General features: G+C 27.7%; 31 protein-coding genes and 1 pseudogene. 2 read left to right on the plus strand and 30 right to left on the minus strand.

Going from position 1 to position 26,235, the window contains the following annotated elements:
* From trbL to H2279_RS06755, 13 genes are all read right to left on the minus strand, one after another.
* Positions 1-1,043, minus strand: a 1,043-nt coding sequence (gene trbL / locus H2279_RS06695) for a P-type conjugative transfer protein TrbL (protein WP_337196002.1), incomplete at its 3' end; no start/stop codon positions are given.
* Positions 970-1,197, minus strand: a complete 228-nt coding sequence (locus tag H2279_RS06700; RefSeq protein WP_337196003.1) for an EexN family lipoprotein — start codon at positions 1,195-1,197, stop codon at positions 970-972. The genes trbL and H2279_RS06700, both read right to left, overlap by 74 nt.
* A gap of 42 nt (positions 1,198-1,239) precedes the next feature.
* A complete protein-coding gene (gene trbJ, locus H2279_RS06705; RefSeq protein WP_337196004.1) occupies positions 1,240-1,995 on the minus strand; it encodes a P-type conjugative transfer protein TrbJ in 756 nt (251 codons plus the stop codon).
* Between the two features lie 13 nt (positions 1,996-2,008).
* Positions 2,009-2,653, minus strand: a complete 645-nt coding sequence (locus H2279_RS06710) for a TrbM/KikA/MpfK family conjugal transfer protein (RefSeq protein WP_337196005.1) — start codon at positions 2,651-2,653, stop codon at positions 2,009-2,011.
* On the minus strand, positions 2,650-3,204 hold the full coding sequence (locus H2279_RS06715) for a BRO-N domain-containing protein (RefSeq protein WP_337196006.1): 555 nt from the start codon (positions 3,202-3,204) through the stop codon (positions 2,650-2,652). Before H2279_RS06715 ends, H2279_RS06710 begins: the two co-directional genes overlap by 4 nt.
* Positions 3,205-3,206: 2 nt before the next feature.
* Positions 3,207-5,666 (minus strand): conjugal transfer protein TrbE, encoded by a 2,460-nt coding sequence (locus tag H2279_RS06720; RefSeq protein WP_337196007.1) that lies wholly within the window; start codon positions 5,664-5,666, stop codon positions 3,207-3,209.
* 2 nt (positions 5,667-5,668) lie between these two features.
* Complete coding sequence (locus tag H2279_RS06725) at positions 5,669-5,956, minus strand: conjugal transfer protein TrbD (RefSeq protein WP_337196008.1); 288 nt, start codon at positions 5,954-5,956, stop codon at positions 5,669-5,671.
* Entirely contained in the window at positions 5,956-6,252 is a 297-nt protein-coding gene (locus H2279_RS06730; protein WP_337196009.1) for a TrbC/VirB2 family protein, read from the minus strand. The genes H2279_RS06725 and H2279_RS06730 overlap by 1 nt, the downstream gene beginning before the upstream one ends.
* A gap of 20 nt (positions 6,253-6,272) precedes the next feature.
* Positions 6,273-7,211 (minus strand): P-type conjugative transfer ATPase TrbB, encoded by a 939-nt coding sequence (gene trbB, locus H2279_RS06735; protein WP_337196010.1) that lies wholly within the window; start codon positions 7,209-7,211, stop codon positions 6,273-6,275.
* A gap of 414 nt (positions 7,212-7,625) precedes the next feature.
* Positions 7,626-8,045 (minus strand): type II toxin-antitoxin system VapC family toxin, encoded by a 420-nt coding sequence (locus tag H2279_RS06740; RefSeq protein WP_337196011.1) that lies wholly within the window; start codon positions 8,043-8,045, stop codon positions 7,626-7,628.
* Positions 8,042-8,875, minus strand: a complete 834-nt coding sequence (locus tag H2279_RS06745) for a hypothetical protein (protein ID WP_337196012.1) — start codon at positions 8,873-8,875, stop codon at positions 8,042-8,044. Before H2279_RS06745 ends, H2279_RS06740 begins: the two co-directional genes overlap by 4 nt.
* A gap of 671 nt (positions 8,876-9,546) precedes the next feature.
* Complete coding sequence (locus tag H2279_RS06750; protein ID WP_337196013.1) at positions 9,547-9,870, minus strand: hypothetical protein; 324 nt, start codon at positions 9,868-9,870, stop codon at positions 9,547-9,549.
* Positions 9,871-9,882: 12 nt separating this feature from the next.
* A complete protein-coding gene (locus tag H2279_RS06755; RefSeq protein WP_337196014.1) occupies positions 9,883-10,338 on the minus strand; it encodes a GNAT family N-acetyltransferase in 456 nt (151 codons plus the stop codon).
* A gap of 214 nt (positions 10,339-10,552) precedes the next feature.
* Between H2279_RS06755 and H2279_RS06760 the strand changes: the two genes are divergently transcribed.
* Together H2279_RS06760 and traI are read left to right on the plus strand one after the other, a co-directional pair.
* The gene (locus H2279_RS06760) at positions 10,553-10,936 is read left to right on the plus strand and encodes a plasmid mobilization protein (RefSeq protein ID WP_337196015.1); all 384 of its coding nucleotides are present in this window, start codon (positions 10,553-10,555) and stop codon (positions 10,934-10,936) included.
* Positions 10,899-13,061, plus strand: a complete 2,163-nt coding sequence (gene traI, locus H2279_RS06765; RefSeq protein WP_337196016.1) for a TraI/MobA(P) family conjugative relaxase — start codon at positions 10,899-10,901, stop codon at positions 13,059-13,061. The genes H2279_RS06760 and traI overlap by 38 nt, the downstream gene beginning before the upstream one ends.
* Before the next feature lie 239 nt (positions 13,062-13,300).
* Here the strand turns inward: traI and H2279_RS06770 are convergent, their stop codons facing one another.
* From H2279_RS06770 to H2279_RS06850, 17 genes and pseudogenes are all read right to left on the minus strand, one after another.
* Entirely contained in the window at positions 13,301-13,525 is a 225-nt protein-coding gene (locus H2279_RS06770; RefSeq protein WP_337196017.1) for a hypothetical protein, read from the minus strand.
* A 2-nt stretch (positions 13,526-13,527) separates the two neighbouring features.
* Entirely contained in the window at positions 13,528-14,214 is a 687-nt protein-coding gene (locus H2279_RS06775; RefSeq protein ID WP_337196018.1) for an AAA family ATPase, read from the minus strand.
* Positions 14,215-14,295: 81 nt separating this feature from the next.
* Positions 14,296-14,691, minus strand: a complete 396-nt coding sequence (locus tag H2279_RS06780; RefSeq protein WP_337196019.1) for a conjugal transfer protein TraM — start codon at positions 14,689-14,691, stop codon at positions 14,296-14,298.
* Positions 14,692-14,742: 51 nt separating this feature from the next.
* A complete protein-coding gene (gene lepB, locus H2279_RS06785; protein ID WP_337196020.1) occupies positions 14,743-15,210 on the minus strand; it encodes a signal peptidase I in 468 nt (155 codons plus the stop codon).
* 4 nt (positions 15,211-15,214) lie between these two features.
* Complete coding sequence (locus H2279_RS06790; protein ID WP_337196021.1) at positions 15,215-15,883, minus strand: Fic/DOC family protein; 669 nt, start codon at positions 15,881-15,883, stop codon at positions 15,215-15,217.
* On the minus strand, positions 15,876-16,118 hold the full coding sequence (locus H2279_RS06795; RefSeq protein WP_139884710.1) for a hypothetical protein: 243 nt from the start codon (positions 16,116-16,118) through the stop codon (positions 15,876-15,878). Before H2279_RS06795 ends, H2279_RS06790 begins: the two co-directional genes overlap by 8 nt.
* A gap of 91 nt (positions 16,119-16,209) precedes the next feature.
* Positions 16,210-16,929: a nucleotide-binding protein gene (locus tag H2279_RS06800; protein ID WP_337196022.1), complete on the minus strand. Its 720-nt coding sequence runs from the start codon at positions 16,927-16,929 to the stop codon at positions 16,210-16,212.
* A 10-nt stretch (positions 16,930-16,939) separates the two neighbouring features.
* Entirely contained in the window at positions 16,940-18,763 is a 1,824-nt protein-coding gene (locus tag H2279_RS06805; protein ID WP_337196023.1) for a type IV secretory system conjugative DNA transfer family protein, read from the minus strand.
* Positions 18,760-20,970: a zincin-like metallopeptidase domain-containing protein gene (locus tag H2279_RS06810; protein WP_337196024.1), complete on the minus strand. Its 2,211-nt coding sequence runs from the start codon at positions 20,968-20,970 to the stop codon at positions 18,760-18,762. Before H2279_RS06810 ends, H2279_RS06805 begins: the two co-directional genes overlap by 4 nt.
* A gap of 4 nt (positions 20,971-20,974) precedes the next feature.
* Positions 20,975-21,115, minus strand: a complete 141-nt coding sequence (locus tag H2279_RS06815) for a hypothetical protein (RefSeq protein ID WP_337196025.1) — start codon at positions 21,113-21,115, stop codon at positions 20,975-20,977.
* Positions 21,102-21,464, minus strand: coding sequence for a single-stranded DNA-binding protein (locus tag H2279_RS06820; protein WP_337196026.1), 363 nt, complete (start codon positions 21,462-21,464; stop codon positions 21,102-21,104). Before H2279_RS06820 ends, H2279_RS06815 begins: the two co-directional genes overlap by 14 nt.
* A gap of 102 nt (positions 21,465-21,566) precedes the next feature.
* Positions 21,567-22,112, minus strand: a complete 546-nt coding sequence (locus tag H2279_RS06825) for a transglycosylase SLT domain-containing protein (protein WP_337196027.1) — start codon at positions 22,110-22,112, stop codon at positions 21,567-21,569.
* Positions 22,113-22,335: 223 nt separating this feature from the next.
* Positions 22,336-23,568, minus strand: coding sequence for a TrbI/VirB10 family protein (locus tag H2279_RS06830; protein WP_337196028.1), 1,233 nt, complete (start codon positions 23,566-23,568; stop codon positions 22,336-22,338).
* Positions 23,569-23,578: 10 nt separating this feature from the next.
* The gene (locus tag H2279_RS06835) at positions 23,579-24,016 is read right to left on the minus strand and encodes a hypothetical protein (protein ID WP_337196029.1); all 438 of its coding nucleotides are present in this window, start codon (positions 24,014-24,016) and stop codon (positions 23,579-23,581) included.
* On the minus strand, positions 24,013-25,008 hold the full coding sequence (trbG, locus tag H2279_RS06840; RefSeq protein ID WP_337196030.1) for a P-type conjugative transfer protein TrbG: 996 nt from the start codon (positions 25,006-25,008) through the stop codon (positions 24,013-24,015). The genes H2279_RS06835 and trbG overlap by 4 nt, the downstream gene beginning before the upstream one ends.
* A gap of 12 nt (positions 25,009-25,020) precedes the next feature.
* The gene (locus H2279_RS06845) at positions 25,021-25,716 is read right to left on the minus strand and encodes a VirB8/TrbF family protein (protein WP_337196031.1); all 696 of its coding nucleotides are present in this window, start codon (positions 25,714-25,716) and stop codon (positions 25,021-25,023) included.
* Between the two features lie 326 nt (positions 25,717-26,042).
* Positions 26,043-26,235 (minus strand): annotated as a pseudogene (locus tag H2279_RS06850) (P-type conjugative transfer protein TrbL); the annotation flags it as partial.

The following is a 26,235-nucleotide window of genomic DNA, read 5'->3' on the forward strand; positions in this document are numbered from 1 at the left end:
ACGCCTTTAACTAGATCCATTCCACCTTTACCACCCTCTGCTAAATGTAAAGCTTTGGCTGCATTCATTGCACGAGTAACTCCAACTGCTCCAACGGCTGCCCCTGCTGCAGCCCCAGCTGCCATTGTGGCAACTGCTCTAAAGCCTGCTGCAGCACCTGCACTTTCTCCAATGCTACCATTAAATACAGCTTCAATAATACCAGGAATCATTTTTGTGACCATGCAAAAGATTAGGGCAATTACTAAAATTTGTAACGCTAACTCAATTGTTAAATTTTGAGATATTTCTTGAAATGCAGAATTTGTTATATTGATAGTTAATGCCATTAAACCTTGAATCATAAAAAGTTCTACACCGACTTTAATAGCCGTCATTATAGGATTTAAACCTATTTGTTTAAAATGGCTTAAACCGCCTAACGCCAAAGCAAAAAATACAATTACATTCATTAGAAAGAATTTTAAATAGACAATAAGCAAATCAACAGCCATCAAAAGAAAACCAATTAAAATAATCAATCCACATATAAGCAAAAATAGTGTTTTTGGTATATTTATCCCTGCAGATTTCCATATTGACAATAATATTTCAACTCCAGCTGTAACAATGTTACTAGGAGTAATTTGAGCCCCATTGCTTGTATTTGTTGCTAATTGAGAAAAACTATTAAAGATGATTTGTAACCATTGGTCTGTATTAAATAGAAATAAAAAAATTCCTATATAGATAATTTTTTTAATAAGAGTAGCTAAGAATTCCCCAAATTCAAAACCGCTTAGGGCTTTTAAACCAAAAGTCCAAACTATATCGATAACAACTAAAGTCCAAAATACCCATAAACAAGCAGTTTTAATAAGTGGAATCCACGATTTTAATCCGTTTTGGAGTAAATTTAAAACTCCATTTGAATTTTCAATACCAAAGGCTAAATTAGGTATGAATAAAAATAAGAAAACAAATACAAAATTAGAAATTTTTAATTGTTCTTCGGTTAAGCAGGGCTTCGTTAGCATTTTCACAATCAAGCCGCTGCGTTTCATTGAATCTCTCCAATTTTTTGCATTCTGCAGCTTTCGTTTTCGCCTCTTCTATATGAGTTTCGTAATATTCTTTCGTTTTCGCCTCTTCTCCACAACCAGCTAATATTATTAAGGCGTTTATACCCATAATTAATCCAAAAAATATATTTTTCATTTAAACCTCCTAATTTTTTTGTAAAATATACACAATTCATTATTAAAATTCCTTAATTTTTCTTTCTGACATCTTATTAAATTTTGCTTCATCTAAAATTTCTTTATTATTTTGAGAAGCTAAATAATTTGTAAGCATATTATTTTGATTCATCAAAGCAATTCTTAATTTTCTTACTTCATCAATTTGGTAAGCAATAAGATCATTTGTTGCTTGTATCACTTGTAAATTTCCTTGAGAATCTTGAGAACGTTGTTTAAGTCTTGAAATAATAGAATCTTCACTTTCTAAATCTTGATATTGAAGCTCAAGTTGTTTTAACGTTCCTTTAAAAGTGTTTTGATTTGTTTCCATAATTTGTTTATATCTATCAGAATAAAGTTTATATCTTTCATTTTCATTTGTGGCGTTTGTAAGATCATCACTATAATCTGTAAAATTTTTGTAAATGTTTTCAAATTTTTTAGAAACATTACCTATATCATAAGAAAGTCCATTAACTTGATTCATTACATTATTTACTTGGTAAAGAATCGTACTTAGATTTCTCCAATCGTATTTTCCTAAATTTTGCAAATTTTGTTGTTGCATTTTTACCATTTGTAATTGCTGTTGCAATTGTTGATAAAGTTGCTCGTATTGCTGAAGTTGCATTGCATAGTCTTTAATTTGATTAGTGATAGCACTAATATCAATTACAGGGATTCCTCCTGCAAAAACATTATTTGTAGTTCCTATAGTTAAAGCTGTAGCTAATACTAGCGTAGCTTTTTTTACACCAAATAAAGATTTTTTCATTTTATTACTCCTTTTAATAGGTCCAACATACTTTAGAAAATGGTATTTTTTTATAATACTCGTAGCAAGTATCTTCACCACAAGATACGGCTATCTTATATCTTTGTTCTTCCGGAAGACTTTTATAGGTTTGCCAATTTATAGATTGTAGCTTTGCACTAAGTTCCCATTCTAATCGACTATAAAATTCTCCGGAACAAATATATTTTGGTGTTTTATAGTCTGTATATTCGTGATTTATAAGTTGATAACAAAAATTTGGCATTGTAGATTTAATACGATAGTCCATATGCGTTCCATTTCTTTGAGTTTCAATTTGAGTATTAAGGTATTCAGGTGTGCATTCTCTAGGATCAGAACTAGGTAAGATATCATCAACTAAATTTTTTAAAACTAAATCTTCTACATTTGTATCATTTTGCACAGGACAAAGATTTAAAAAAGATTTTCTTGCGTCTATTGTTTTCCATGGCTTTTTAAAATGAATACTGAAATATTTTGCTAAAGATGAGGCACATTCAGCAGGACGAGTTCCGCTACTTAAACATAAAATAGCTTCACAAGCCAATCTAGTATCTCCAGTTAAAACATCATCAGCAAAAACATTGCTTAATGTGATAACACTTAAACAAGTTGCACCAAAAATAAAATTTTTCATATTAATCCTTTCACTTTAAAATTAATTTTTTGTTCGATATGAGATTTATTATCTTTATATATTTCTTTAATTTCATATGCAATCAGTTCTTCAAATTTACAATTATGTTTCCGTTCTATTTGTATAATTGATTTAATAATGTTTTCCTTATAAGGTGTATTTGGAATATCATATTTATTATAATTTTCTAGTTTTGGTGTATTATCAAATGAATAATAACCTTGTTTTCTAATACTTGGTAAAACTTCTTTAATAACCCATTGTCTAAAAGATTTTGCTTTTGGTTTATCGCTTCTCATTAAGACAAAGTAAAGTTCAGGTTCATTAATTACGATAAATTTTTGTATCCCACCACTTGTTTTCAAAGGGGTTAAGTTAAACTTACCCCCTTTGTCAAACTCCATATTTATGGCTTCTTTAACCATACTTATATTCGTAAGCTCCAAAACATCACAAACATCTTTCAAGCAAAATAAAGGCTCATTATTTTTATCTCTAATTGTTCTAACTTGTCCCAATTCTTTATTTTCAAATAAAATAACTTTACTCATTTTTAATCCTTTTGTAAATTATCAAATCTTTTATAATTGATTTGTTTTTCTTCTAGCCATTTGTAAGCCCAATTTTCTTTATACTTTTCGTAAAGCTGACTCACTCTTTTAACGCTTATTTTGTCGCTAATACCTGTAAAGGCTAAATTTGTTTTTCCAAGTGCTAAATTAAAAAGTCTAGTTCCAAGTGGAGAGGTATAATAATATTCCCTTTTTTGAATAGCATTAGTGATAATATTAATTTGCACATCATTAAGTCCAAATATTTTATAAAAATCATAAGGAGCTAAAACATTTTCACTTCCTTTTTTATAAGCTTCAGGGTTAGGTAAAAATATTTTAGTAGGGCAATATTCTTGCAAAATATCTAAAATCCCACTTTTTGCACTATCGCTTAGACTTTGTGTAGCCATTACAACAGCTACATTTGCTTTTCTTAAAACTTTAAGCCAATTAACTATTTTATCTTTAAATGCAGGGTGATTTAATGCAATCCAAGCTTCATCAATAATCAATAATGTAGGGCTTCCATCTAATCCTTTTTCTATGCGATTGAAAATATAAAGCAAACTAGGGACTATATATTGATCTCCTAAACTCATTAAATCTTCTATTTCAAAGGTTGTAATATTGCTAAGGCTTAATTTATCTTCTTCAGAATCAAATAAAAAACCACCCGTTCCAGAGATTGTGTAATAACTTAAAGCGTCTCTTAAATCATTATCTTGCAATGCTGATATAAATTCAGTTAGAGAGGTAGATTTTGTATTAATATGAGAAATTAAGGCTTCATGTATTAGTTTTTTATGTTTTGGTGTAATATTTACATTTTGTAATTTTAAGCAAGTTTCAACCCAAAATTCAGCCCATGCAATTCCAGCTTCTGTTTTAATATTTGCCAAAGGAGCAAACGCTAAAGATGAATGATCGCCCGCAATATTATAGTGAATTCCACCTGTTGCAAGTGTAGGGGCGAGTAAGCTTTGCCCTTTATCAAATGCGTAAATTTTAGCATTTGGATATTTTTGAAAAGCAAGAAAAATATTCGCCAAAAGAGTAGATTTACCACTTCCAGGAGGACCAAAAATTAAAGTATGCCCTAAATCACTAACATGTAAATTTAATCTAAAAGGTGTATTTCCAGATGTAACAACTTGCATTAATGGTGGAGAATTTGGAGGGAATTTATCACTTGGATTGTATTTTTCTCCAGCCCAAACGGACGCCAAAGGAATTAAATGTGTTAAATTAAGCGTATTTAAAACAGGACGACGTAAGTTTGGATAAACAAATCCAGGTAAAGTGCCTAAATAAGCCTCGACAGAATTTATAGTTTCAGTTCTTGATAAAAAACCTAAACCTTCTAAAATTTTTCTTATATCTTTTAATTTGTATTCTAAACTCTCATTATCTCTATCAAAAATCACAATATTAGCAGTATAATATCCATATCCTATCATACCACTTTTTGATTCTGCTAATGCTGAATCTAATTCTTGCACCATTAGCACAGCGTGATCGTCTTGTTTTCTTGTAGGACGATCTAGTAATTGATCTAACCAACCTCTTGTTTTTTGTTGCCATTTTTTACGATATTTATTAAGTGATTTTTCGGCTTCATAATGATCTAAGAAAATAAATCTAGTATTGAATCTATAATCAAAATTAAGCTCTGTAAGTGCATTTAAAATATTTGGATAACTTTCACTAGGAAATCCTTCAATCGCAATAATTCCTATATATTGATTATCTATTCTTGGATACATTCCTGTTTCAAAATGTCTTCCACCTAATAAACAATCAAGAAACATAGGGGCATTTGGTAATATTATTTTTTGTCTTTCGCCACAAATACAAAAATTAATATATTCAAGCATATCATCTAAAATATACTCATTGTTATATTCGTCAGTAACTACTCTTGGCAGCATTCTTTCAATTTTTATATAATTACTCAAACTATCTTCTAATTTTTGAATAATGCTTTTAAAATGTTCTAATATCTTATCGCTTTGATTTTTGTTTTTTGTTTCATCAATTACCATCAAATCAGTAATTTTGCCAATATTTTTATGTGGTGGCAAATAAGTAAAAACCATTGTAAAGAGATTTTCAAAATGTTCTACATTATCAAAATAATGTTTTCTTTCATTCTCAAGAATTTGTGCGATGTTACTTTTATAAAAAGTTTCTCCATCAATGTAATTTTCTGTTTTTATTCTCGAGCAATCAATATGCACCGCCCAACCATTGCCTAAAGTATTTAACACTGAATTGATCCTAGCACTTAAAGTATTTCTTTCGCTTATTGTCATAGAACTAATATCTCCAGCACGATAATAAAAACCAGCTGTTAAACTTCCATCTTTGTTAAGCAAAATACCCTCATCGATGAAACTTGCATAGTTTAGAATATCAGGAAATGCTTTTGCTTTGCTTCTAAATTCTTTAAGTGCTAACATAATTAATCCTTTGAAAATGGTGTGCTTTGTGGATAATAAAATTTCTTATATTTACTTTGGCGTATAAAGATTTGACGCATAAGTGGATCACTTTTTGCCATCAATCTTAAAAGGAGACTGCAAATAAAAAATAATGCAATTCCAATAATAGTAGTAACTATTGTTGCTCCTGTAAAAATTAACGATGCAGAAATAAGCCCAGTCATCATAATAAGCTCTCTATCTGCACCAAGCATTAAATTAGGTTTATTTAATGCACTATAAATATCTACTTTATGTAATTCTTCCATTAAATTAATGCTCCGCTTGTTGTAAATAAAGACATAAAACTATTTGCACCTACAACTAAAGCAATTATAATTACAATATAAATTAAAGTTTTTAAAAACCCGCTAAGTTCTCCACCCCAAATCAAACCAGCACCAGCACCGATTAAAGCTAAAAGAGAAATAACAAAGGCTACAGGACCGCTAATACTTTGTTTGATTGTTTGTAATGGACTTTCCCAAGGTAAGCCTGCACCTGTAGTTGAAGCTAAAGCATAGCCCAAACCTAACACCAAAAATAATAATAAAAATTTTTTCATTTTTTAAACTCCTTAAAATTTCAAATTGTTTCTGTAATGTATTTATCATTTTCATAATCGATTACTTTTACGATTTCTTTGATTTTTCGACCCTCCTTAGTTTTTGAGATAAAAACAATTAAATTTACAGCTTCAGAAATTAACTTACTCATTTTTGCACTTGTTGCCTCAGAAATTAATTGTTCCATTCTTGTAAGTCCGCTAATTGCTGAATTAGCGTGTATTGTAGCAATTCCTCCAGGGTGTCCAGTATTCCAAGCTTTTAATAAATCTAAAGCTTCTTTTCCTCTAGTTTCACCAACTATAATCCTATCAGGACGAAGTCGCATTGTAGCTTTTAAAAGTCTAAGCATATCTACTTTATCTGTAGCTCGTAAAATTACTTTATTTTCACTTGCACATTGAAGTTCCGCTGTATCTTCAATAATTACTATTCTATGTTCAGGTGTGATTTTAGAAATACCATCAATAATCGCATTTGAAAAAGTGGTTTTACCACTTCCTGTTCCACCAACAACTAAAATATTAAGACGTTCTTTAATAGCATTGATTAAAATTTCTTTTTGTTTTGGTGTAAGAATATTGGAATCTACATAATCATCAAGAGTAAAAATTTTAACAGCTTTTTTTCTAATTGTAAAAGTCGGTTTTGCAACAATAGGAGGCAGTAAAGCTTCAAATCTTGATCCATCAAGCGGCAATTCGCATTCTAAAATAGGATTATCTGTATTTGTGGTTGTATCTAAAAGACTTGATACTGCAGTAATAATAGATTTTGCTTTAGCTTCAGAAAAATCACCAAGACATTTCATATCTTGACCTAATTTTTCAAGCCAAAGTTTTCCATCAGAATTTAGCATTAGTTCTATAGTATCTTTATCTTCTAAATGAGTTAAAATATCGCCAAACTCTCGTTTAATTTTTGTAATTATTCTTTCTTGAAACTCGACATTACTCATTTAAGAGTCCTTTTGAGTTAAGAATAAGTTTTAAAAAATTATCAGAATATTTTTTGTGTGGATTATGGAGTTGTAAAAGTTTAAATATTAAGAAAAGTTTAAGGTTATTTTGCTCTCTCTCTCTCTCTCTCTCTCTCTCTCTCTCTAGCTGTTAAGAAAAAATTAAGTTTATTATTTTTCAAAAAATTCTCCAAAAGTTAAAACTAATATCGTTATTATATAATATTTTGATTAATTGTCAAATTTTTTCTAATAAAATGAAACAATTTTAACATTAAAAAACATAATTTATCTATTCTTTTGAGACAATAACGCATTTTTTTTGCTTTGTCTCAAAATATGATACAAAAAAGAGATTTTTTACTAGAATAATCACAAATTTATCTAATTTTTTGAGACAGAGTATAAAATTTGCTAAATATCAATCTCACCATATCTTTTTACAGGTATTTTTAAATTAGGAAATTTTCTATCCATACTATAAATAGCACAACACTCTTCTTTTTCAGCACAAAAATATTGTAAATAGTCTTCAAAGTCATCTTCATAAGATTGACACATTTGACAAGCACTTCTAATTACTGAACCAGAAAAAGAACAAATTAATATTTTTGGATCAAGGGTTATTTTACTTATGTGATTATAAAATTGAATCATATCTATATTGCTTTTTTTTAATATATACACCAAAGTAGAAATCATATCTTCAGAGAAAACAATTTGAATGTTATTTGTAAGCAAGTAATATACCAATTGTTTAGCTTCATTATGATAAGTTCTTTCAGCATTGAAATAATCTAACAAAATATTCGTATCTAAATAAACTTTTTTCATATTCTACCTTCTTCTAAGTCTTTATCTAATTGTTCTCTTTTTAATTCTTTGGCGGACTTTGTAGAATCGTATGCACCTGTTAAAGCACCGCACATACTCCAAAAATCGCCTAAATTTTCTTCATTATTAAATAAAGAAGGTTGATTATTGCTAAGAATTAAAGCTCGATTATCTACTTCTAATTCCTTCTTAGATATAATAATCTGATTTTCTATAGCATTATGAGAAGAAATTTGTTTAATGTCTTCAATATAATAATCATCGGGATTTTTCTTAACTTCATCTAATCCCTCATACTCACTCTCTACTTCTACTTTTTGTGTCATTTCTAATTTTTCAAAATCGAATTCTTTTATTGTTGTTTGTCTTAGTTTCTTTAAATCTTTAAAAGAACCTTTTCCGATAATTTGTGGATTCATAATATATGAATTTGGACTTATAATATCATACTCTTCTTGCTGTTCCTTTGTTATCTTAAAAATAACATTTTTATCTTCAAGTTCTTTGATTGCACGATAAACGCTAGATTTTCCTAAAATTTTTTTATTTGTAAAATAAGCTACAAAATCACTATTGTAGTGAAAAATATTTTGATAATTTAAATTTCTAAACATCATTAACACTACTCTTAAAGCAGAATTAGAAAGATTGTCGGTAAGATAATTAATATTTTCTACAAAAAGCTTAATAAAATCATCTTTAGTTTTTTCTTTTTGGAGAAAAGAGGTTACAATAGTAGTAACTTCTCCTGTAATATTATCAACCTTTTCTTCTACTTTGTTATATAATCTAGTTATTGGTTTATTTTCTAAATCAACGATTTCTTTCATAATTCAATCCTTTTATAGTTCTAATAAGGTATTATATCATTTTTTCCCAAAAAAAGATACATTTTTAAAATAAAAAAATCAATTTTTCCCATTTATTTAGAAAATCAATTTTTTTAAAAAAATACTTTCCCACCACGAGCAGTTTTTGTCCCACCAGTGGGAAAATTTGTCCCACCAGTGGGAAAATCAAAAACCTTACCAAAATCCTATTTTATCGATATTTAAAAGCATTTTTTATCAAGTCTTTTCTTCTTAATCTACTCTTGAAAACAAAAATTCTTTTTACGGCAAATTTCGCTAACGCTCATTTGCAAAATTTGAAGAGACTAAGCGTCTCTTACTCTTCTTTACACACTTCTAGGGCGGGGTCAAGTTCGTTTGTCGCTCTAGGCGACTGCACACCCCGCACCCTATATTAACGCAAAATATAGCACTTAAAAAGTGCATTTTGCTATATACACCAAAAAATAAAGAGTTTGAAAACTTTTCTTTTCAAATTAAAGTTTAATTGTTTTGAATATCGATAATATAGACTTTTTATAGATGAAAGTGTTTCTTTTTAAGTTTGGAGTATTTTTTCTTGAAACTTAAAATAATGGTATAATAGGAATTTAATTGTTTAAGTTTTTTATTTTCTTAAATATTTTTTATTTTGGTGTAATTAAGAAAAATTATAACAAATCATCTTCTTTGATATCTTTTCCAAATTTAGCGTCAAATACTTTTTTTGATTTTGTGTTAATCTTTAGCTTGATAGGTTCTTTATTCTCTAAAACTAAAGATTGATTATCTTTTTGCATTGTTTCTTTTTTCTCGATTTTGTTTTTAAATTCATCATTGAAATATTTGTTAAATTGTTTGTAAGTCATCTTAAAGTTTTTTTCTTTTAAAGCTTTGTTGTAAAGAAATTTAGATACTACGCAACCATTTTCAAATTCTTTTTTTAAATAATTTATATTTGAATAAAATTCAATTTTAGCTTCACCTCTTTGCATTATTATCCCTTGTTAAATAAATTTTTCTAATATCATAAATTCATATTGATTTGTTTTTTCTTTTTTAGATAATTTTTGATAGCCTAAATGTTTAAAAATTTCAATAGCTTGTTTGGAATAGTTTATATCACATCTAACAATTATTTTATTATTAAAAATAAGTTTTTCATAATATTTAATAAAGTTTTTAGCCAATTTTTTGTTTCTAAATTCTTTTAAAATATAGATCATATTTATTTCATATGTATTTAGTCTTTTATTTATTCCGCAAAATGCAAAACCTGCTTTTGTGTTTATATTATCTTTAATAATAAAAATTTTTCCGAATAATCCATTACTTTTTATTATAATTTCTAGTTTGTCAATGAAGTTTATATTGTAAAAGTGTTTTTCTTTGAATCCCAGATAAAAACAATGTTCTATAAATTTTATATCTTCAAGCATTGCATTTTCAATTTTTATATCCATGATTGTTCTCTTAATTATTTTATTTGTATTTTTTATATTATAAGATATTTTAGGTTAATTTGAGTTTATTTAGGTTATTTTAGGTAAAGTTAGTTTTATTACAATAAAATTACCTAAATTTAGTTATAATTACTTGGAGTAATAAGACAGGATATGTATTTGCTATACAAATACAAAGTTTTATCGCTAAAGCTCTAAAATTTAGGACGCCAAAATGAAAAAAACAAAACAAGTAAATATTAGACTAACTTCGGAAGAATACAACCTTTTAACAGAAAAAGCACAAAATCACGGCTTAACACTTTCAAGATATTTGCGTGATTTATCTATGAATTACCCTATTACTTGTATAATAGATCAAAAAGTCGCACATAATGTTTTAAACATTGCTGGAGATATAGGAAGATTGGGCGGACTTTTTAAGCATTGGTTAGTTAAAAATGAAGACAATAAAATCAATTTTTCAAACAAAAGAACTTATAATGATATTGATGAGATTGTAGATAAAATCTTAGATTTGCAAATACTCTTAAAAGAACAAGCTAAAAGGATAATACAAAATGATAATCAAAAAAATTCCAAGCAGAAAGCAGAATAAATCAAGTTTTAAAAATTTATCAGATTATATTTTAGATAAAAGCAACAACAATGCAAAAGTTTTAGTTGATTATATGCTTGATAAAAATAATGAAATGGATAAGGTAGAAGGTTATCATTTTACAAATTGTTCTTTTGATAACGATGAAGATAATATTAATGAGATTATCAATACTCAAAAGCTTAATACCACAACAAAGCAAGATAAAACTTTGCATTTGGTAGTTTCTTTTCAAGAAGATGAAAAGCCTACTTTAGAAATTTTACAAGCAATTGAAGAGGAAATTACAAAGTCTTTAGGAATGGAAGATCATCAAAGATTAAGTGTGGTTCATTCTAACACAAATAATCTTCATATTCATATCGCAATTAATAAAGTTAATCCACACACGTTAAAAGTTATTAATCCTTACAATGATGTTAAAATTTTACAAGAAACAGCAATGAAACTTGAAAAGAAATATAATTTGAAAATAGATAATCATATCTCACAAAAAGATAAGCAAAGCAATAAATACAATATCCACACTATGAATTGCAATTTTGAAACTTGGGTAAAAGAAAAGCTTTTTAAGCAAGTAGATCTTATGCTAAAAGATGAAAAAACCACTTTTGAAGATATTAAACAACTTTTAGCTAAATACGATCTTGAATTTAGAGAAAGAAGAAAAGGTTTTGTTATTGCTTCAAAAAGTGAAAAGTTATTTTGCAAAGCAAGCAGTATCCATAGGGAATTATCTAAACAAGCTTTAGAGAAAAGATTTAGAGAACTAAATTTAAAACAAGGAATAGAAAACAAGCAAGATATTAAAGAAGAAAAACAACAAGAAGTAAAAGAGCAATATCAAAGAGTAAATAAGGAAAATTCTAAAGCATTGTGGGAAAAGTATTTAAAAATTGAAAATGGGAAAAAAGTGGAGCTTGACAAAGAACTTAGAATGCTAAAGCTTAGGCGAAATGAATTTAAAACTTCAATACCTTCAATGAAATTTAGCAAAGAAACCTTTAAGCATGTTAAAAATCAAAGAATGATTTTTAAAAATAAACAAAAAGAGCTTTATCAAAAGTATAAAAGAGTGTCTTATAGGGATTTTTTAATTAGTGAATCCTTATCAGGAAATGAAGAGGCTACAAGGGCTTTGCGAAGATCTAAAACGAAAATCAATGAAAATGAAAATACTCTATCATCAACCCAGGAAAAACCTAAAATCTTTGAAAATGTAGATTATATAACAAAAGAAGGTTATGCTGTATATAAAAGCGGTTTTAATAAAGCCATAGATAAAGGAGAAATGTTAAAAGTATCCCTTATTCAAAATAGCAAAGATGATAAAGAATTTCTTTTAAATTCTTTGCTTATGGCGATTGATAGATTTGGAAATCATCTTAATATTACAGGAGATGAGAATTTTAAAAGAAATATTTTAGAAGTCGCAAATGATTATAATTTAAATGTGAGTTTTACAAATCCACAAATGCAAAAGATACAAGAAAGCAATAATGATAAACGCCAAGAAATGAAGGCTAGAAAGATTTTAAAAAATATTATTGAGTTAAAAATCAAATTTATTAAAGATGAACCAGGCATAAAAGAAAATATTAAAGAAAAAGAATTGAAAGCTTTAAAAGCTATTCTTAAAAAAGTTTCAAATACTGCACTTTCAGTATTTGAAGCAGAATTGAAAAAAATAGGTTTTAGTTATGATGAAATAAACTCTATGGATATGCAAAGTGTTGATACTCAAATTGAAGGTTTTATTGTAAATTCTATTAATAAAGAAGGGCTTATTGCAATGAATGAAGAAATTAAACAAACCTTGATCGATGATGAAGAGATAAAAAGATTTAAAAAGTTTGAGCATTTGTTTTTAAATACGGATAAAATAGCAGATATTACTAAAGGATTTTATACAAATAGAAAAATTAATGTTGATAAGTATATAGAAAGATTTTCAATGCAAGAAAGCAAAATTAATAAGGTAACAAATGTTATTTCTATGTTAAGCAATAAAAATATTGAAATAATGGAAAAGTATGCCAATAAACTTGAGAAAGATTTAAAATACCAATATTTGAAAAAAGCGGAAGTAATTGAAAGTAATGATATTGATTTGAATAACTTTTAATATCATAATAAATTATTATGATATTAAAATAATATTAATTTAATATATATTTTGAGTATGCCAGAAGCATAAAATATTCTATCACAAAAAATCCTATACTATATAATAAAATAAACTTAAAATCAAAACTTTGAAAATCTGTTTTAATCACTGCAATGTAAGATTTCATTAAAAATACAATCATTAAATGAATTGCGACAAATATGAATATGTTACTCATTATATCTAAAAACATTTTTTTACTCCTTTCTAAAAATTTTAAATCTCACATATGAATTCAAGCCTAAACCCATTGAATTAGCCTCTTGATTTAAGATTTGATATTCTTCTTCAGTAAAATTTACTACAAGTTTTTTATTTCTTTTTGCATTTTCTATTTTTTTATTGCTTGTTTCTCCACGAGCAGAATTAATAAAATCTTTTTCTTTTTTTGGTGTTTCTAAACTTAGTTTTTTAAATCCCATTACTATACTCCTAGTTTTTCATTTGCTATTTTTAAAAGCTCTTGATAAAAGTTTTCAAAGTCATTTAAAGCTTTGTCGTTTTTATCGCAAAATTCTTTCATGCTTTTGCCTTCTATTACTGCTTTGCGATAAGCTTGTCTTTCATAAATTACACTTTCAAGCATTATTACTCTATCTAAATCTTTTTCTTTTTTAGCTTCGTTAATGTATTCTTTTAAATTTTCTAATTCTTTTGCCAAAAAAGGATTAGGTGAAACCCTATTTACTAAAATCAAAGCTAATAAATTAGGATTAATTTGAGTTACTTCATTATAAATCTCTAGCATATGATCTAATACATTAACATCGTATTGACTAGGAATTGTAGGAATGATGATAATATTTGATGAAAGTATGGCTTTTCGCATTTCTTTACTATCTCTACCACCTGTATCAACTATAATGCTATCAAAAGTATTTTTCATTCTTTTAATCTCATCGCCCAAACTAACACCTGTTTTTGAAACATTTGAAAATAAAGGCTCTAAATTCGATTGACTTCTCATATCTGAAAAAACTTCGGTTGATTTTTGCGGATCTGCGTCAATAAGTAAAACATTATCACCATCTTCAGCTAATCTTGCAGAAAGATTTACGGCTAATGTAGTTTTTCCACTCCCACCTTTTTCATTTACTACGGATATAATCATAAATAAAACCTTATTTTTAATTTATATTGAAATAATATCATAACAATATTAATATAATATTAAAAAGATAATAAAATAATATTATATTGTTATTCCTATGATTAAACCAATAAGAAGAAAAATAATTTGACTAGCAATGGCGATAATCCAAAAATTAATATTTGTATTTTTCTTTTCTTTGACACCTTTTGCTTTTTCTTCTGGTGACTTAATGGTGTTTTGATTTGTTTGTGTTTGTATTAAAATATTTTTTAATGCTTCTTGGTTGCTTTTACTATATTCTCTTATTTCATTAAATATATTAAATTTATAACTTTCTAAATCTGTTTTGTGTTTTGTGAAAAGTAAATTTATTTTTTCTAAAAAATTATCAAAGATTATTTCGTTAGCACTAACAACCGCAAATATAGGATCGTTTTCGTCTAATATTATATGGTGTTTTTTTGCAATTTCTTCTATGAGTTCTTTTTTATTCATTTTGCTTTCCTTGTAATATTATTATGATAATAAAATAATATTATATTAATATTAAAATAATATCAATAATTTAACTTTTTTTACTTCATTTTGGAGTATATTTACAACTCCAAAATATCTACTATCATAGCTTTTTATGTTTTCACCCATTACAAAAAGTTCATTTTCTTTTAATTTGTATTTAAAAGGTTTAAATTCTAGTGGATTGCCTTCACTATCAAATGAAAAAATCTTAGAATCAGGCATAAGGGTTTTATTGATAAAAACGCCTTGATTATTAACTTCTACAAAATCGCCATTTACTGCAACAATTTTTTTTAATAAAATTTCTTTCTTTTGCGGTATTTTTAAAAGTACAATATCGTTTTTGTCTAAGGTGGAAGAATCAATTTCTTGATATAATCCTAAAGGCATTGATCTTGTATGATTAAAATGAAAACCACCAAAGTAAAAAATAAGATATGAAAAGATTAAAAGAAAAGCAGAAGAAAAGGTAAAAATCGTAATAATTTTTTTCATAGTATTACAATGATATTCCTTTATTTTGCTCCAAATCTAAATTTTGTCTAAAGCTTTTTAGGTTGGTTTTAATCACAGCTTCAAGCTTTCCATTGCGACATTCCATAGCTTCAATAGATGCTTCAATCATTTTTTCTTTAAGAATTAAATTTAAATCAAGTTTATAACCCGCATTTTTAGCTAACTCATTTAAAAATATTCTTTGAGTTCTGCCGTTACCTTCTCTAAACGGGTGCAAAGCATTTAAATCCGACATAAAATTTGCTAAATCTTTTGCAAAATGATTCAGATCTTTGGAGTTTTTTAGATAGTTATTTTTTGCAAGATTATCAAATATTTTTTTAGCTTCTTGGGGTAGATATTCTCCTTTACAAAAAAAGCTATTTCCTTTTATAAAAAGTCCGTGTATGCCCTGTTCGTTTCTATCTTGTCCCGCCCAAGTATAAACATCTTTAAAAAGTGCTTTATGTATATCTTTTAAATGCTGATAATCAAAATTGCCTTTAATGGGATTAAGTTTTAATTTTTTAGCGGCTTGTAAAGTTATTATTCTTTCTTTTTTGCTTAATTCTATTAAATTTGTTGCACCTACTAAATTAGAAGTTAAAAGTTGTCTATCAAAATCATTTTTAGGAATACCATCATCTAAAAATTTTAAAACTTTATCAATCATTTACTCCCCATTCTTTTTTATATTCAGCGATGATTTCATCAGGTGTTTTTTCTTGTTTATCTACCTTAATGAGATTGATAATATCTTCTTCATTTGCAAACATATCTTCGATAGCAAATCCGCAAATAATAGATTTATTTTGTTCGTATTGCTCTTTAGTCAAATCATCTTTATATTTTTTAAGTATCGCAAGGCTTTCTTCTAAGCTATGCACTTCGGGATATTGTTTTTGCATTTTTACTCCTTTATAATGATGAATACAATTATATCATAACAATATTAATATAAAATTAAATTAATATTATAATAATATCATAATGATATTATTATAATATATTGCCTATTTGGATAAATGCTTTATCTTTGAAAATTTTAAGCCTTTGTTTTGACATTAAAGAAAAGCTTTTATCTTGCATAGCTTCATTAAAAGTTAAATTTTTTGATGTGAGTTCTAATAGATCTTTGCCAAAAGTATCTTTACTTAAAGCGTTAAGATAAATGATAGCTTTGATTTTTTCTTTGATAGCTTGATATTCTTTTGTTTCTTCAAACTCTAAATTATCTTTGATAATTGATCCGTGATACTCATTAACCCACACCACAAAAGAGCAATTAAAAGCTTGGGTTAGTTGTGTTAATCCCAAAATAGTATCATCTCTTGCTTGTCCTCCGACAATCGGAATATGCATAAATACTTCTAAATTATTGCTTGTTAAAAAGTCTAAAACTTCATTTTCTTTAAGATAATCAATCAAAGGTATAAAAGTAGTTGCACCGCTATCAATAATATAGTTTTTAGCCTTTTTTTCAAAAGCTAATTCCACAATTTTATCAAAGGCACGGACATCAAATTTACCCTCATCATCAATAAGTTGTAAGAATTTAGCTTTTAAGGCTTTTACATTGAGTAAAGTTGTATTATTAGGATCTGTATCAATAGCGACGATACTTTCTTCTTTGTCTAAAAAATATTGACATAGTAAAGAGCTTATAAAGCTTTTGCCTATGCCACCTTTACCATTTAAAACAAAATGTATTTTTGCCATTTTAACTCCTTTATAAAATATCGCTAACTTGTTTGTCTAGTGTTACTTTTGATCTTGCTAAAAATGCGGGATCTTTAAAGTATAAAATTTGTTTCCCATAAATAGGAGCCTGACCCGCTATAAAAATTAGCATATCGCCAGGAGCTATTATCTTGTCGTCTTTATCTTTTTTAGCTGAAGGTAATCGCATACACTCATCGGGTGTAATTAAAGGGCGTTGCACCTCTTGTATTGTTTCGCTTACATTGCCAAGCATTACAGCGGTTCTTTTTCCTGAACTTGTAAGAGATTTTTTAATAATGGTTGTAATTCCGCCCATTTCAGATAAAAGTTTTGCGGTTTCGATTTTATTTGGTGCAAATGCTATTCTTATATGGCAGTTTGAAATAATTGTTTCCTTTTCGCCATAAATAGAATAAAGTTGTTGTATATCTTGAATAGATCCATAAAACTTCATTCCATATCCTGCCATATAAGCAAGATTTTCTTCAAGAACTCCTAATTTCCCAAACAATGTAAGTTCATCAGCTAAAATTAACATTTTGTGTTTATATCTTTTTACATTTTCTCCATTTTCAAAGTTTAAAGAATCATCTGTTAAGGTTCTAAAAATTTGATTGACAAGTAAATTAAAGAAAGGGCGTAATCTATCTTTTTGACCAGGTGGAATAACCAGATAAAGACTGATAGGACTATCGTGATTCATTAAATCTTTTATTTTAAAATCACTTCTTGCTGTATTTTTTGCTAAGATAGGATCAATATAAAGATTTAAAGCTTCTGAAGCTGTTCCAATTACACCACTTAATTCTTGTGTAGCTTTATTTTTCATTGATCTTGATATGCTTTGTATAATTTCTTGTGTATTTTTATCCATTGTAGAGATATCGCATTCAACCATTTCTTCTAATAGCTCATCAATACTTTGATTTGGATCGTTGATAAACTTATAAATATCTGTTAAGTTAGGAGTATTTTCATTGCGATATTTTTTTAAATGTAAAGCATAAAGTATAATTGAAACCAAGAAATTTCCCGCCTCGCTTTTAAAATAAGATGTGCTACCTTGAGTAGGATTAGAAGGGGGAGTTTCTCCTTTGAAAATGATATTAATTGCAATATTTTGAGTGTCTTTAATCTCGTGTATTGTTTCTAATCTTATCTCTTCTAAAATATTAAATTTTACGGCACTATCATCTAAACAAGTAGGATCTAATTTTAATACTTTATTTTTGGCGTATTTTTGTCGCCAACCTGCAGTTAAAGCCCATAACTCGCCTTTTATGTCAAATATAAGAGCAGATTCTCCCCAAGATAAGAGTGTAGGTAAAAGTAGGCTTACACCTTTACCGCTTCTTGTTGGTGCAAAAAGCATTACATGTTCGGGGCCATCGTGTCTTAAATAATGAAGTGTTTTTTTATGTTCAAAACCACCGATATACACGCCTTTATCTTTATCAAATACACCACTTTCTTTAATTTCTTCTAAAGTAGCCCAATGTGCCGATCCGTGAAGATTTTCTATTGCTTTTGCTTTACGCAAAAAGGCAAGTTTCACCAAAATAAAAATGATAAAACAAAATGCAATTCCTGCAAACATTAATATAAAAAATTTTTTGAAAAATTCAGGATAGAAAGAATAATAAATATAACTCCAAGAAATCCATTTAAATGGATTATAAAAATTATAAAACAATGTTTCACCCAAGCTAGGAGAATAATTAAAAGATTGTGCTAGATATTGTGTTGCAATTTGGCTAATAATAGTAAATGTTAAAAAAATACCAATAAGCCCTAATATATAAACTAAAGCTTGATTAGCTTGTTTTTTCATAAAGAAATCCCTATATCTTTTTTAGCTGAAATTTCTTTATTAATACCTTTATTTTTATCAAGAGCTTTAGTAGTGGCTTTCTCTACCATTAACTGTTTTGCAATTTGTTCTTTTAATTGTTTTTTTATTTCTTCTAAGCCTCTGCTTTTCATTAAATCATTAAAGTCGCTCAAACCTTTTTGTGCCTCTTCATTTGTAAAATTTGGTAATACAACTTTTACTTCAGGGTATTTTTCTTGTATGCCTAGAGCTGTTGTTTTACCTACATTTTTATTACCATTTAATTCTTTTTTTATATCATTATCTCCAGCAATAATAATACTCATTTTAGGGTATTTTTCTTTTATGTTTGTTACAATAATTTCTAAATTTCCAGCATCTACACCCATTATGGTAGGAGATTTTGTAGCTTCATAAACACTAGCACTTGTTGCAAAGCCTTCGCAAATATAAACTTCATTTACATTGTCTAAATTTTTTGCACCAAGTAAGAAAAAATTACCTTGTTTTTTAGCTGGATATTCTATACCCTGTTCTTTTTCTTCTGTTGTTCTTGTAGCCCCTATCATTTTATCCCCATTAATAAATATTCTTTGAGTAGCCCAATATTTGCCATCAATATCTCTCAAAGGAATTAATAAATTCCCGTTTTTATCTTGCTTGAGATAAAAGTTTTTATCAAAGCCTTTTTCCTTTAAATATGGGTGTTCTGAATTAGCCCATTTTGCATTATTATATTCTTCTTCAAGTTTTAAAGCTGTTTTTTCATAAGCTTGTGCAAGTTCTTTTTCTCTAGCTTCTTTCATAGCTTTATTGTGTTCTATTGCATTTTTAAGGCTTATCTCTTGATTTTTAGTATTTTCAAAAGAATTAGCACTTTTCCAATTTTCTTTAATACCTGTTTTATAATTTTGAACAAATCCTGCAGGGTGTCCGTTTAAAAAACCTACATAAGCTCCACTTTTTTCTCTCCCTTTATCTCCTATAACACTTACCCTATGAAGTTTTCCGTCCATTATAGGTTGTCCTTCAATATTAAGCTCGTATTTTTCTAAAAAAGCTTTAAATTCATCATGTGCATTGTTATAATTTTGTGTTTGATCTTGATTTAACCATTGATTGAAATTCTTGAGATCTGTGCCTTTAGGGGCATACCACATTTTAGCTTCTTTATCCCATTTTGCACCTGCTTTTTTAGCAAATTCTTTTTCGGTAAAAGGAACATATAAGTAAGTTTTTTTAGTTGTCAAGTTCAACTCCTCATCTTGTTTAAGTTCTTGATTCTGTGTATTTGAATTTTCAAGATCTATTTTTTGTTTTTGCTCCAAAGAAAGGTTTTCAAGAAAATTAACAATTTTAGTAGCATCTGAAGTAGCCTTAAAAATTTCGTGTGGCTTATCTTCTAAAATTTCTACCCAACTATTAATATATGATACATGCTGTCCTGGATCATAGTCTAAACCTATTTTAGCATTAAATAAAAAACTTGCAATTTCAGCTCTTAATTCTTCTTTGGCGTATTCTTTAGAACCAAAAGGATTATTTAATTCTCTATTTAGCCTACTTGTATGACCTGTCCAATGTCCCAATTCATGCAAAGCAGTTGCATAATACGCACATTCGCTTATAAAATTTTCTTTAGGAGGTAGCGTAATAGTGTCATTTGTGCAACTATAAAAAGCTCTATTTCCTTGATGATGGATTATTGCTTTTGAATCATCTAAAATTTTTTGGGCTTCTTTAATTATTTTAAAATTATCAAGTTCTTGTTTATGCTCTAATTTTGGCATATTTTCTATTTGTTCAGCATTAAAAACATAAGCAAAAAATACTTTAGGATTTTCTAGCTTTACTTCGATTTTTTCTACTTCTCCCTTTTCATTTTTTATGACATTTCCCTCCTCGTCTAATTTATCAATCATTTCACTAAATTGCCAGTATTGAATAAGGGTAGATTTTTCACCTTTTCGCACTTGTGCATTAATGCTTTGAGCCTGTTTGTAAGTAAGCCATCTAGGATCGCTATAGTTTTGCAATATTAAGTTAATACTATTTATACCATTATAAGGCTTATTTGTTATAGGATTATAAGGCATATTATTAACTAAATCAACACCTTTCCAAGGTTTAATCCATGGTGCAGTTCCATTTTTCAAACTTTCTATGATCTTATCGGCTGTTTCTTGTATAAAGTCTTTATTTTTCATAAAATTATCCTTGATCTTCTATACCTTCTTTAGCGTCTTTTTCATTTAAAGCATTTTCTTCAAATGCACCTAATTCTTCAGCAGTTAATGGATCAACTTCGTAGCTAAAATTCGGTATAATCTCTAATTCTTTAAAATCCTTCATAATTATCTCCTTCTTCAATATTTGGTATAGCTTGTTTGTCTTTTTTTGGCGTTCTAAAATCTATTTCTTTTGCTTTTATTCTATGCTTATAATAAGTTCTTCCTTCATGTTCCCAACTATCTTGAGTCAGTTCGCCAACTACATTTACAGAAACTCCTTTTTTTAAATGCGGGTGTATAGCACTTGCAAAAGATCCAAAAAGTGAAACTTCAATATAGGTTGAATTCTCTATTTCTTTATATTTTCTATTATTTGCTAAGGTAAAATTACATATTATACTACCTTGATTAGTATGTTTAATTTCAGCGTCAGCTGTTAATCGACCTCCTATTGTAATATTATTAATCATTGTTTTTCTCCTCATTTTTTAAATCATCAAGATCAAATAAGCTCGGCTCATTCTCGTTAGATTGTATAGGTTTATTTTCTTCTAAATTTTCATTTTCCATTTTTACTCCTTTTGTTGTGTCTGTAGATTAAAAAGATTATAAGCAATTTTAATCTTTGTGTTTGATTTTCTTGCTTTTTCTTCTAAGTTATCTACGATTTTTGTGGTTGAATCATATTTAGCTACATAGCCATTAGAAAATCCTTTTTTTAAATCCCCAGTGTTGTAAATACTCAAGGCTTGATTTATACGTTCCTCCTTTGTTAGATTTTCATTTGTCATTTCATACGCCAAATAAAAAATATCACTCCCTGCTTTAATATTTTTACATGGATCTAAAAGATCATCAATGCTATAATTTTTAAAAGTAGGAGTTTTAAGATTATTTGAATTAAATTGCATTAAACCAATATCAACGCTATAACCTTTATTAATAAAGCTTTGTGCTAGTGTTTTTGCTTCATCTTTTGTTTTTGGAACAAATGAACCTACTTTGTTAATATTAATCGCTAAATTTTCATTTTTGCTTTCTATTTGAATAATTTTTTGTATAATTTGAGTTTCTACATTTGGATTTTTACATTGTTCGATTAAATCAATATCAATCATTATATATCCTTGTAAAATTCATGTATCTTCTTGTAATATTTGATACCTCGTTTGTTATCAAAATAAGCAATAATTAAAATTATTTCTAAAATGCCTACAACAATCCAAGCAGGAACTAATATTAATAGTTTATCCCAATTAACATAAGTATGAAACACCAGAATAAAACAACAAAGTAAATTACCAAAAATAATAATTCTACGCTCTTTTAACAACTTATCCATTATCTTAACTCTAAAGGTTCTAAAATAATATCTTTAGTTACAAAGATATTAAATTTATATCCTGGACGGATTTTTAAAGTAGGACTAACATTCATATTTTTTCTTATCATTTCACTTGCAACCTGTCCCATTTGCTGAATGGCTTGAGAAATAGCTTTATCTGAAGCTGTTTCTTTATCGCTGTTTGTATTTGAATTATCAGATAATGCAATACCTGCAGTAATAGAAGAAAGCAAAAATGCAGATCCAAAAATTCTAAAATAATGATTATCTACTTCATCTTCAAAACCTGTATAACCATCTTGTGAAGTCCCTTGCATACTATCAATATCTAAGGTATCTCCATTTGGAAAAATAAGCTTATTCCATGCCACTAAAAGTCTTGATTGTCCATAAATTATATTACTTGAATAAGCTCCTACGACTTTTGTTCCTTGTGGAATTAAAAGGTATTTTCCTGTTGAAGTATCATAAACATTTTGAGTTACTTGAGCTAGAATTTGACCTGGTAGTTCAGAATTAACACCTGTGATTAAAACAGCAGGAATATTCCACCCTGCCTTGATTTCATAAGGGCTTAATGGTTTTTTCTTGGAATGTTTTAAATATCCATTATTATTTTTTTGTGATAAAAATTGTTGGCTTTGCGTGTCTTTATTCGTATTAGTTTCTAAATTTCCTAATCCTGTTCCTGTATTTATTTGATCGTTTGGAATATTAGGATAATCATTTTGAGAAGGAGTAAAGTGATTATTGATTCCCGACTTTTCTTTTGTTTCACTTTTAATTCCTAAGGAGGTTTGACTAATTAAAGCTTTAAGTTGCATATCTTTTTTTAATCTTAACTCTCTTTCATCTACTTCATTACCTCGAATAAGAATAGGAGTAGGAGTTTGAATAGGTTGAGGCTTTGCTTCTTGTTGTATTTGTTGAGTAGGACTAGTATGATTGACAGGTTGCAAAGTTGAATTTTGTTTTTTTGTTTGCTGATTTTGTAATAATTTTTCAATATAAGAATTAATATCACCATTTTTGTTTGTTGTTTGTGTTTCTTCTTTTGGAGTGTTTTGAGTAGCTTGTCTTTCTAAGCTTTGTTTTCTTGATAAGGCTACGTAAAACACACCAAATAATATAATTACAGCAATACTAAATAATATTATAATAGGAACTTTAGAAAGTCTTTTATTATTTTTTTGTAAAAATTTGTTTGGAGAAGTGTTAATTTCAAGCATAGTTTAACCTTTAATTTTGTGAATCAAAATTAAAACTTGTTATATTTGTTTTTACAAGTTTGTTTTCTATGATTTTATAAATCACGCTAATTTTACTTTCATTAATATTGAATATCGCAACTATATTTTCATTATCAATTTGTGAAATTTGATAACTTAAAAAAGTTAGATTTTTTCTTGAATGATCATTGCTTATTGCATAGCCTTTGCTTCTTAATGTATTTACAAAATAATTGGAAAATGACTTGTTATTATCCATATCATTAAAGTAAAATGTAGTTTTGTTAGGCAAATAATATAAAGTAATAAATTGCGAAAAATCATCTGCAATTTTATTATAATTAATTTTTGTTTCTTCAACTAAAAAACTAGAGGTAAAATAATCTGGACTAACTCTTGCACACGAAGTTATAAAAATTGTAATTAACGCCAAAAATAAAATTCTCATTTGTTATCCTTTTTGTTTTGGAGTGATAAATCATAAAGCACATTATTAACTATATCTTGATTAGCTTTACTAGAATGTTTAATTATTGTAATTTTTTCTTGTTTTGAGCCTATATTTGAAAGTAAAATTGCTTTTTTAAAAAGCCTATCTACAATGAAAGTATCATACTTTAAACGATAATTTACAATTTGTTTTTCATTGCTAGAATCTAAAACCATAAGTGCTGGAGCTTCGTAAAATTTTAAATTCTTTGGCATTTGAATATAGGTTTTTATACCATCATTATAAATTCTTAAAGGCTTAAAAGGTGCGTTACCTTTAATACTATAACCAAAGTCTAAATTTTCAATATTGCTAGGAATTTCATCATCTTTTGTTTTATAAAAATTTTTAGCTTCAGATTTTGCCTTCATTTGATTTTTATAATCCTCTAATGTGCGTATAATTTGATTTGGATAGTTAAATGAGATAGCAGGCATAAATTTTTTAGCTTCTGATATTAAATTTAAGCGATAAACGCGTTTGTTTGTCATTATATTCATAGTAGTTTGTAAATTTTTATCAGTAGGTTTTACGATAATATGAGAGATCAAATAAGGTTCTTCTCCGCTAATACTTAAAGATATAGCCCATCTTATACTATCACCTATTTGCACATCTTTAATCACTTCTCCAGGTTCTAAAGCAATGTCAGTAAGTCTTAATGGTGCAGTTACAATACTTGGCATTGATTCGCCAAAAAGAAAAATTACTTCTCCATTGTTTCCTTGTATCGTAGTAGTTTTTGAATTTATCCATTTTTGAGCTATTGCTAAATCTTTTTTTTCTTTTGGTGTAAGATTTATAAAATCTCTTTCGTTTAGATCGCTAGCATATGCACCATTACCAATAAATAAAAGCAAAGACGCAATTAAATAAAGTTTTTTATAATTTTTTGGGGTGCGATGGATTTCCCTTGTAACTATATTTGTGTTAGAAATAAACTTTTTCATATATTTAACTCCTTATAAAATTTTTGCAAAATTAAGATCTGTAATGAAAATCCCTAAAGGATTTTTTAAAATTTGTTCTTCAGTAGTAGGAACAATTTGTATTATCTGAAATAATCCTCTATAAGTTTCTTTAGAAAGAATATCTTCATTTAAATTTGTAGTCGTTTCTTCCCATTCAACTTGCCATGTATCGATATTTTGTGGAACAATATTTTTAATTTTAACTCGCACATTTTCTTTTGCCGATCGTTCAAAAGGATTGTTTTTACGATATTCTTCATTTAGAAAATTAAACGCTTTAGATTTTGGCTTTATATATGTATAAGCGTCAAATATAAATTTTCTTTGAGTTTCAGCATTACCCCAAACAGAACGCCAAGAATAAATAAAAGTATTTAAACTATATTTTATTACATTTGGATTTTTCAAGTTAGTATTTTGCACCAATCCTATTTTAGCTGTATTTCCTAATTTATCAACTTCTATAATATAAGGTATAAGTTTGTTTTGAGAACCGATATAACCCATAAAAAACACACATACAAAGCACATAGTTAAACTAATCATCGCTACAATTTGCCAATTTTTAGCACGAGTGATATAATCGCCGTATCTTTCTAGCCATTCAGTTTTTGCATTAAGATAAGGATTATTTGATGTTTCAAATTCATTCTTTTCTATTTTTTGCTTTTGCCTAAAAATATTCATTATTTTTTTACTCCTTTTTATGATATAATTAATTTAATCCATTTGGTAGATGGACTAAAGGTTTCACAACCTGTTTATTTGGTTTAAGCTCGGTTCTTTTTATGGGAATCGAGCTTTTTTTTTGGCTATTTGGTTGGGTGTGTGGGTGGAAACCAAATAAGCAGGAGTCCATAATGGAACTTTTTAATCTTTTCATTGCGGTAATCGCAGTAGTAATTACACTTTTTAGAGAAGAAATAAGAGAAATCTTTTTTAAGTCTAAAAAGTAAATTATCGCCGTTTGTGAAACGCTAATGCAAGGACTTACCACCCTTGTGTTAGTTTTATTATTGTGTAACATCGGGATTAATTCCTGATTGATAGGGTTCGCTTTTTCCTGATGATATACCACCTTCACTTGCTTTTCCTTGTATATCCTTAAGTTTTTCTTGTAAGCGATTAGCCATTTGATTTGGCATTCTACCTTTTGTTAAATTATCTCTTAAATGTTCTCCTCCAGCAGTGGCTAGGTGTTTTGCT

Origin of the sequence: Campylobacter sp. B0100352/1, assembly GCF_020135855.1 — a bacterium.
In the GTDB taxonomy this organism is placed as follows: domain Bacteria; phylum Campylobacterota; class Campylobacteria; order Campylobacterales; family Campylobacteraceae; genus Campylobacter_D; species Campylobacter_D taeniopygiae.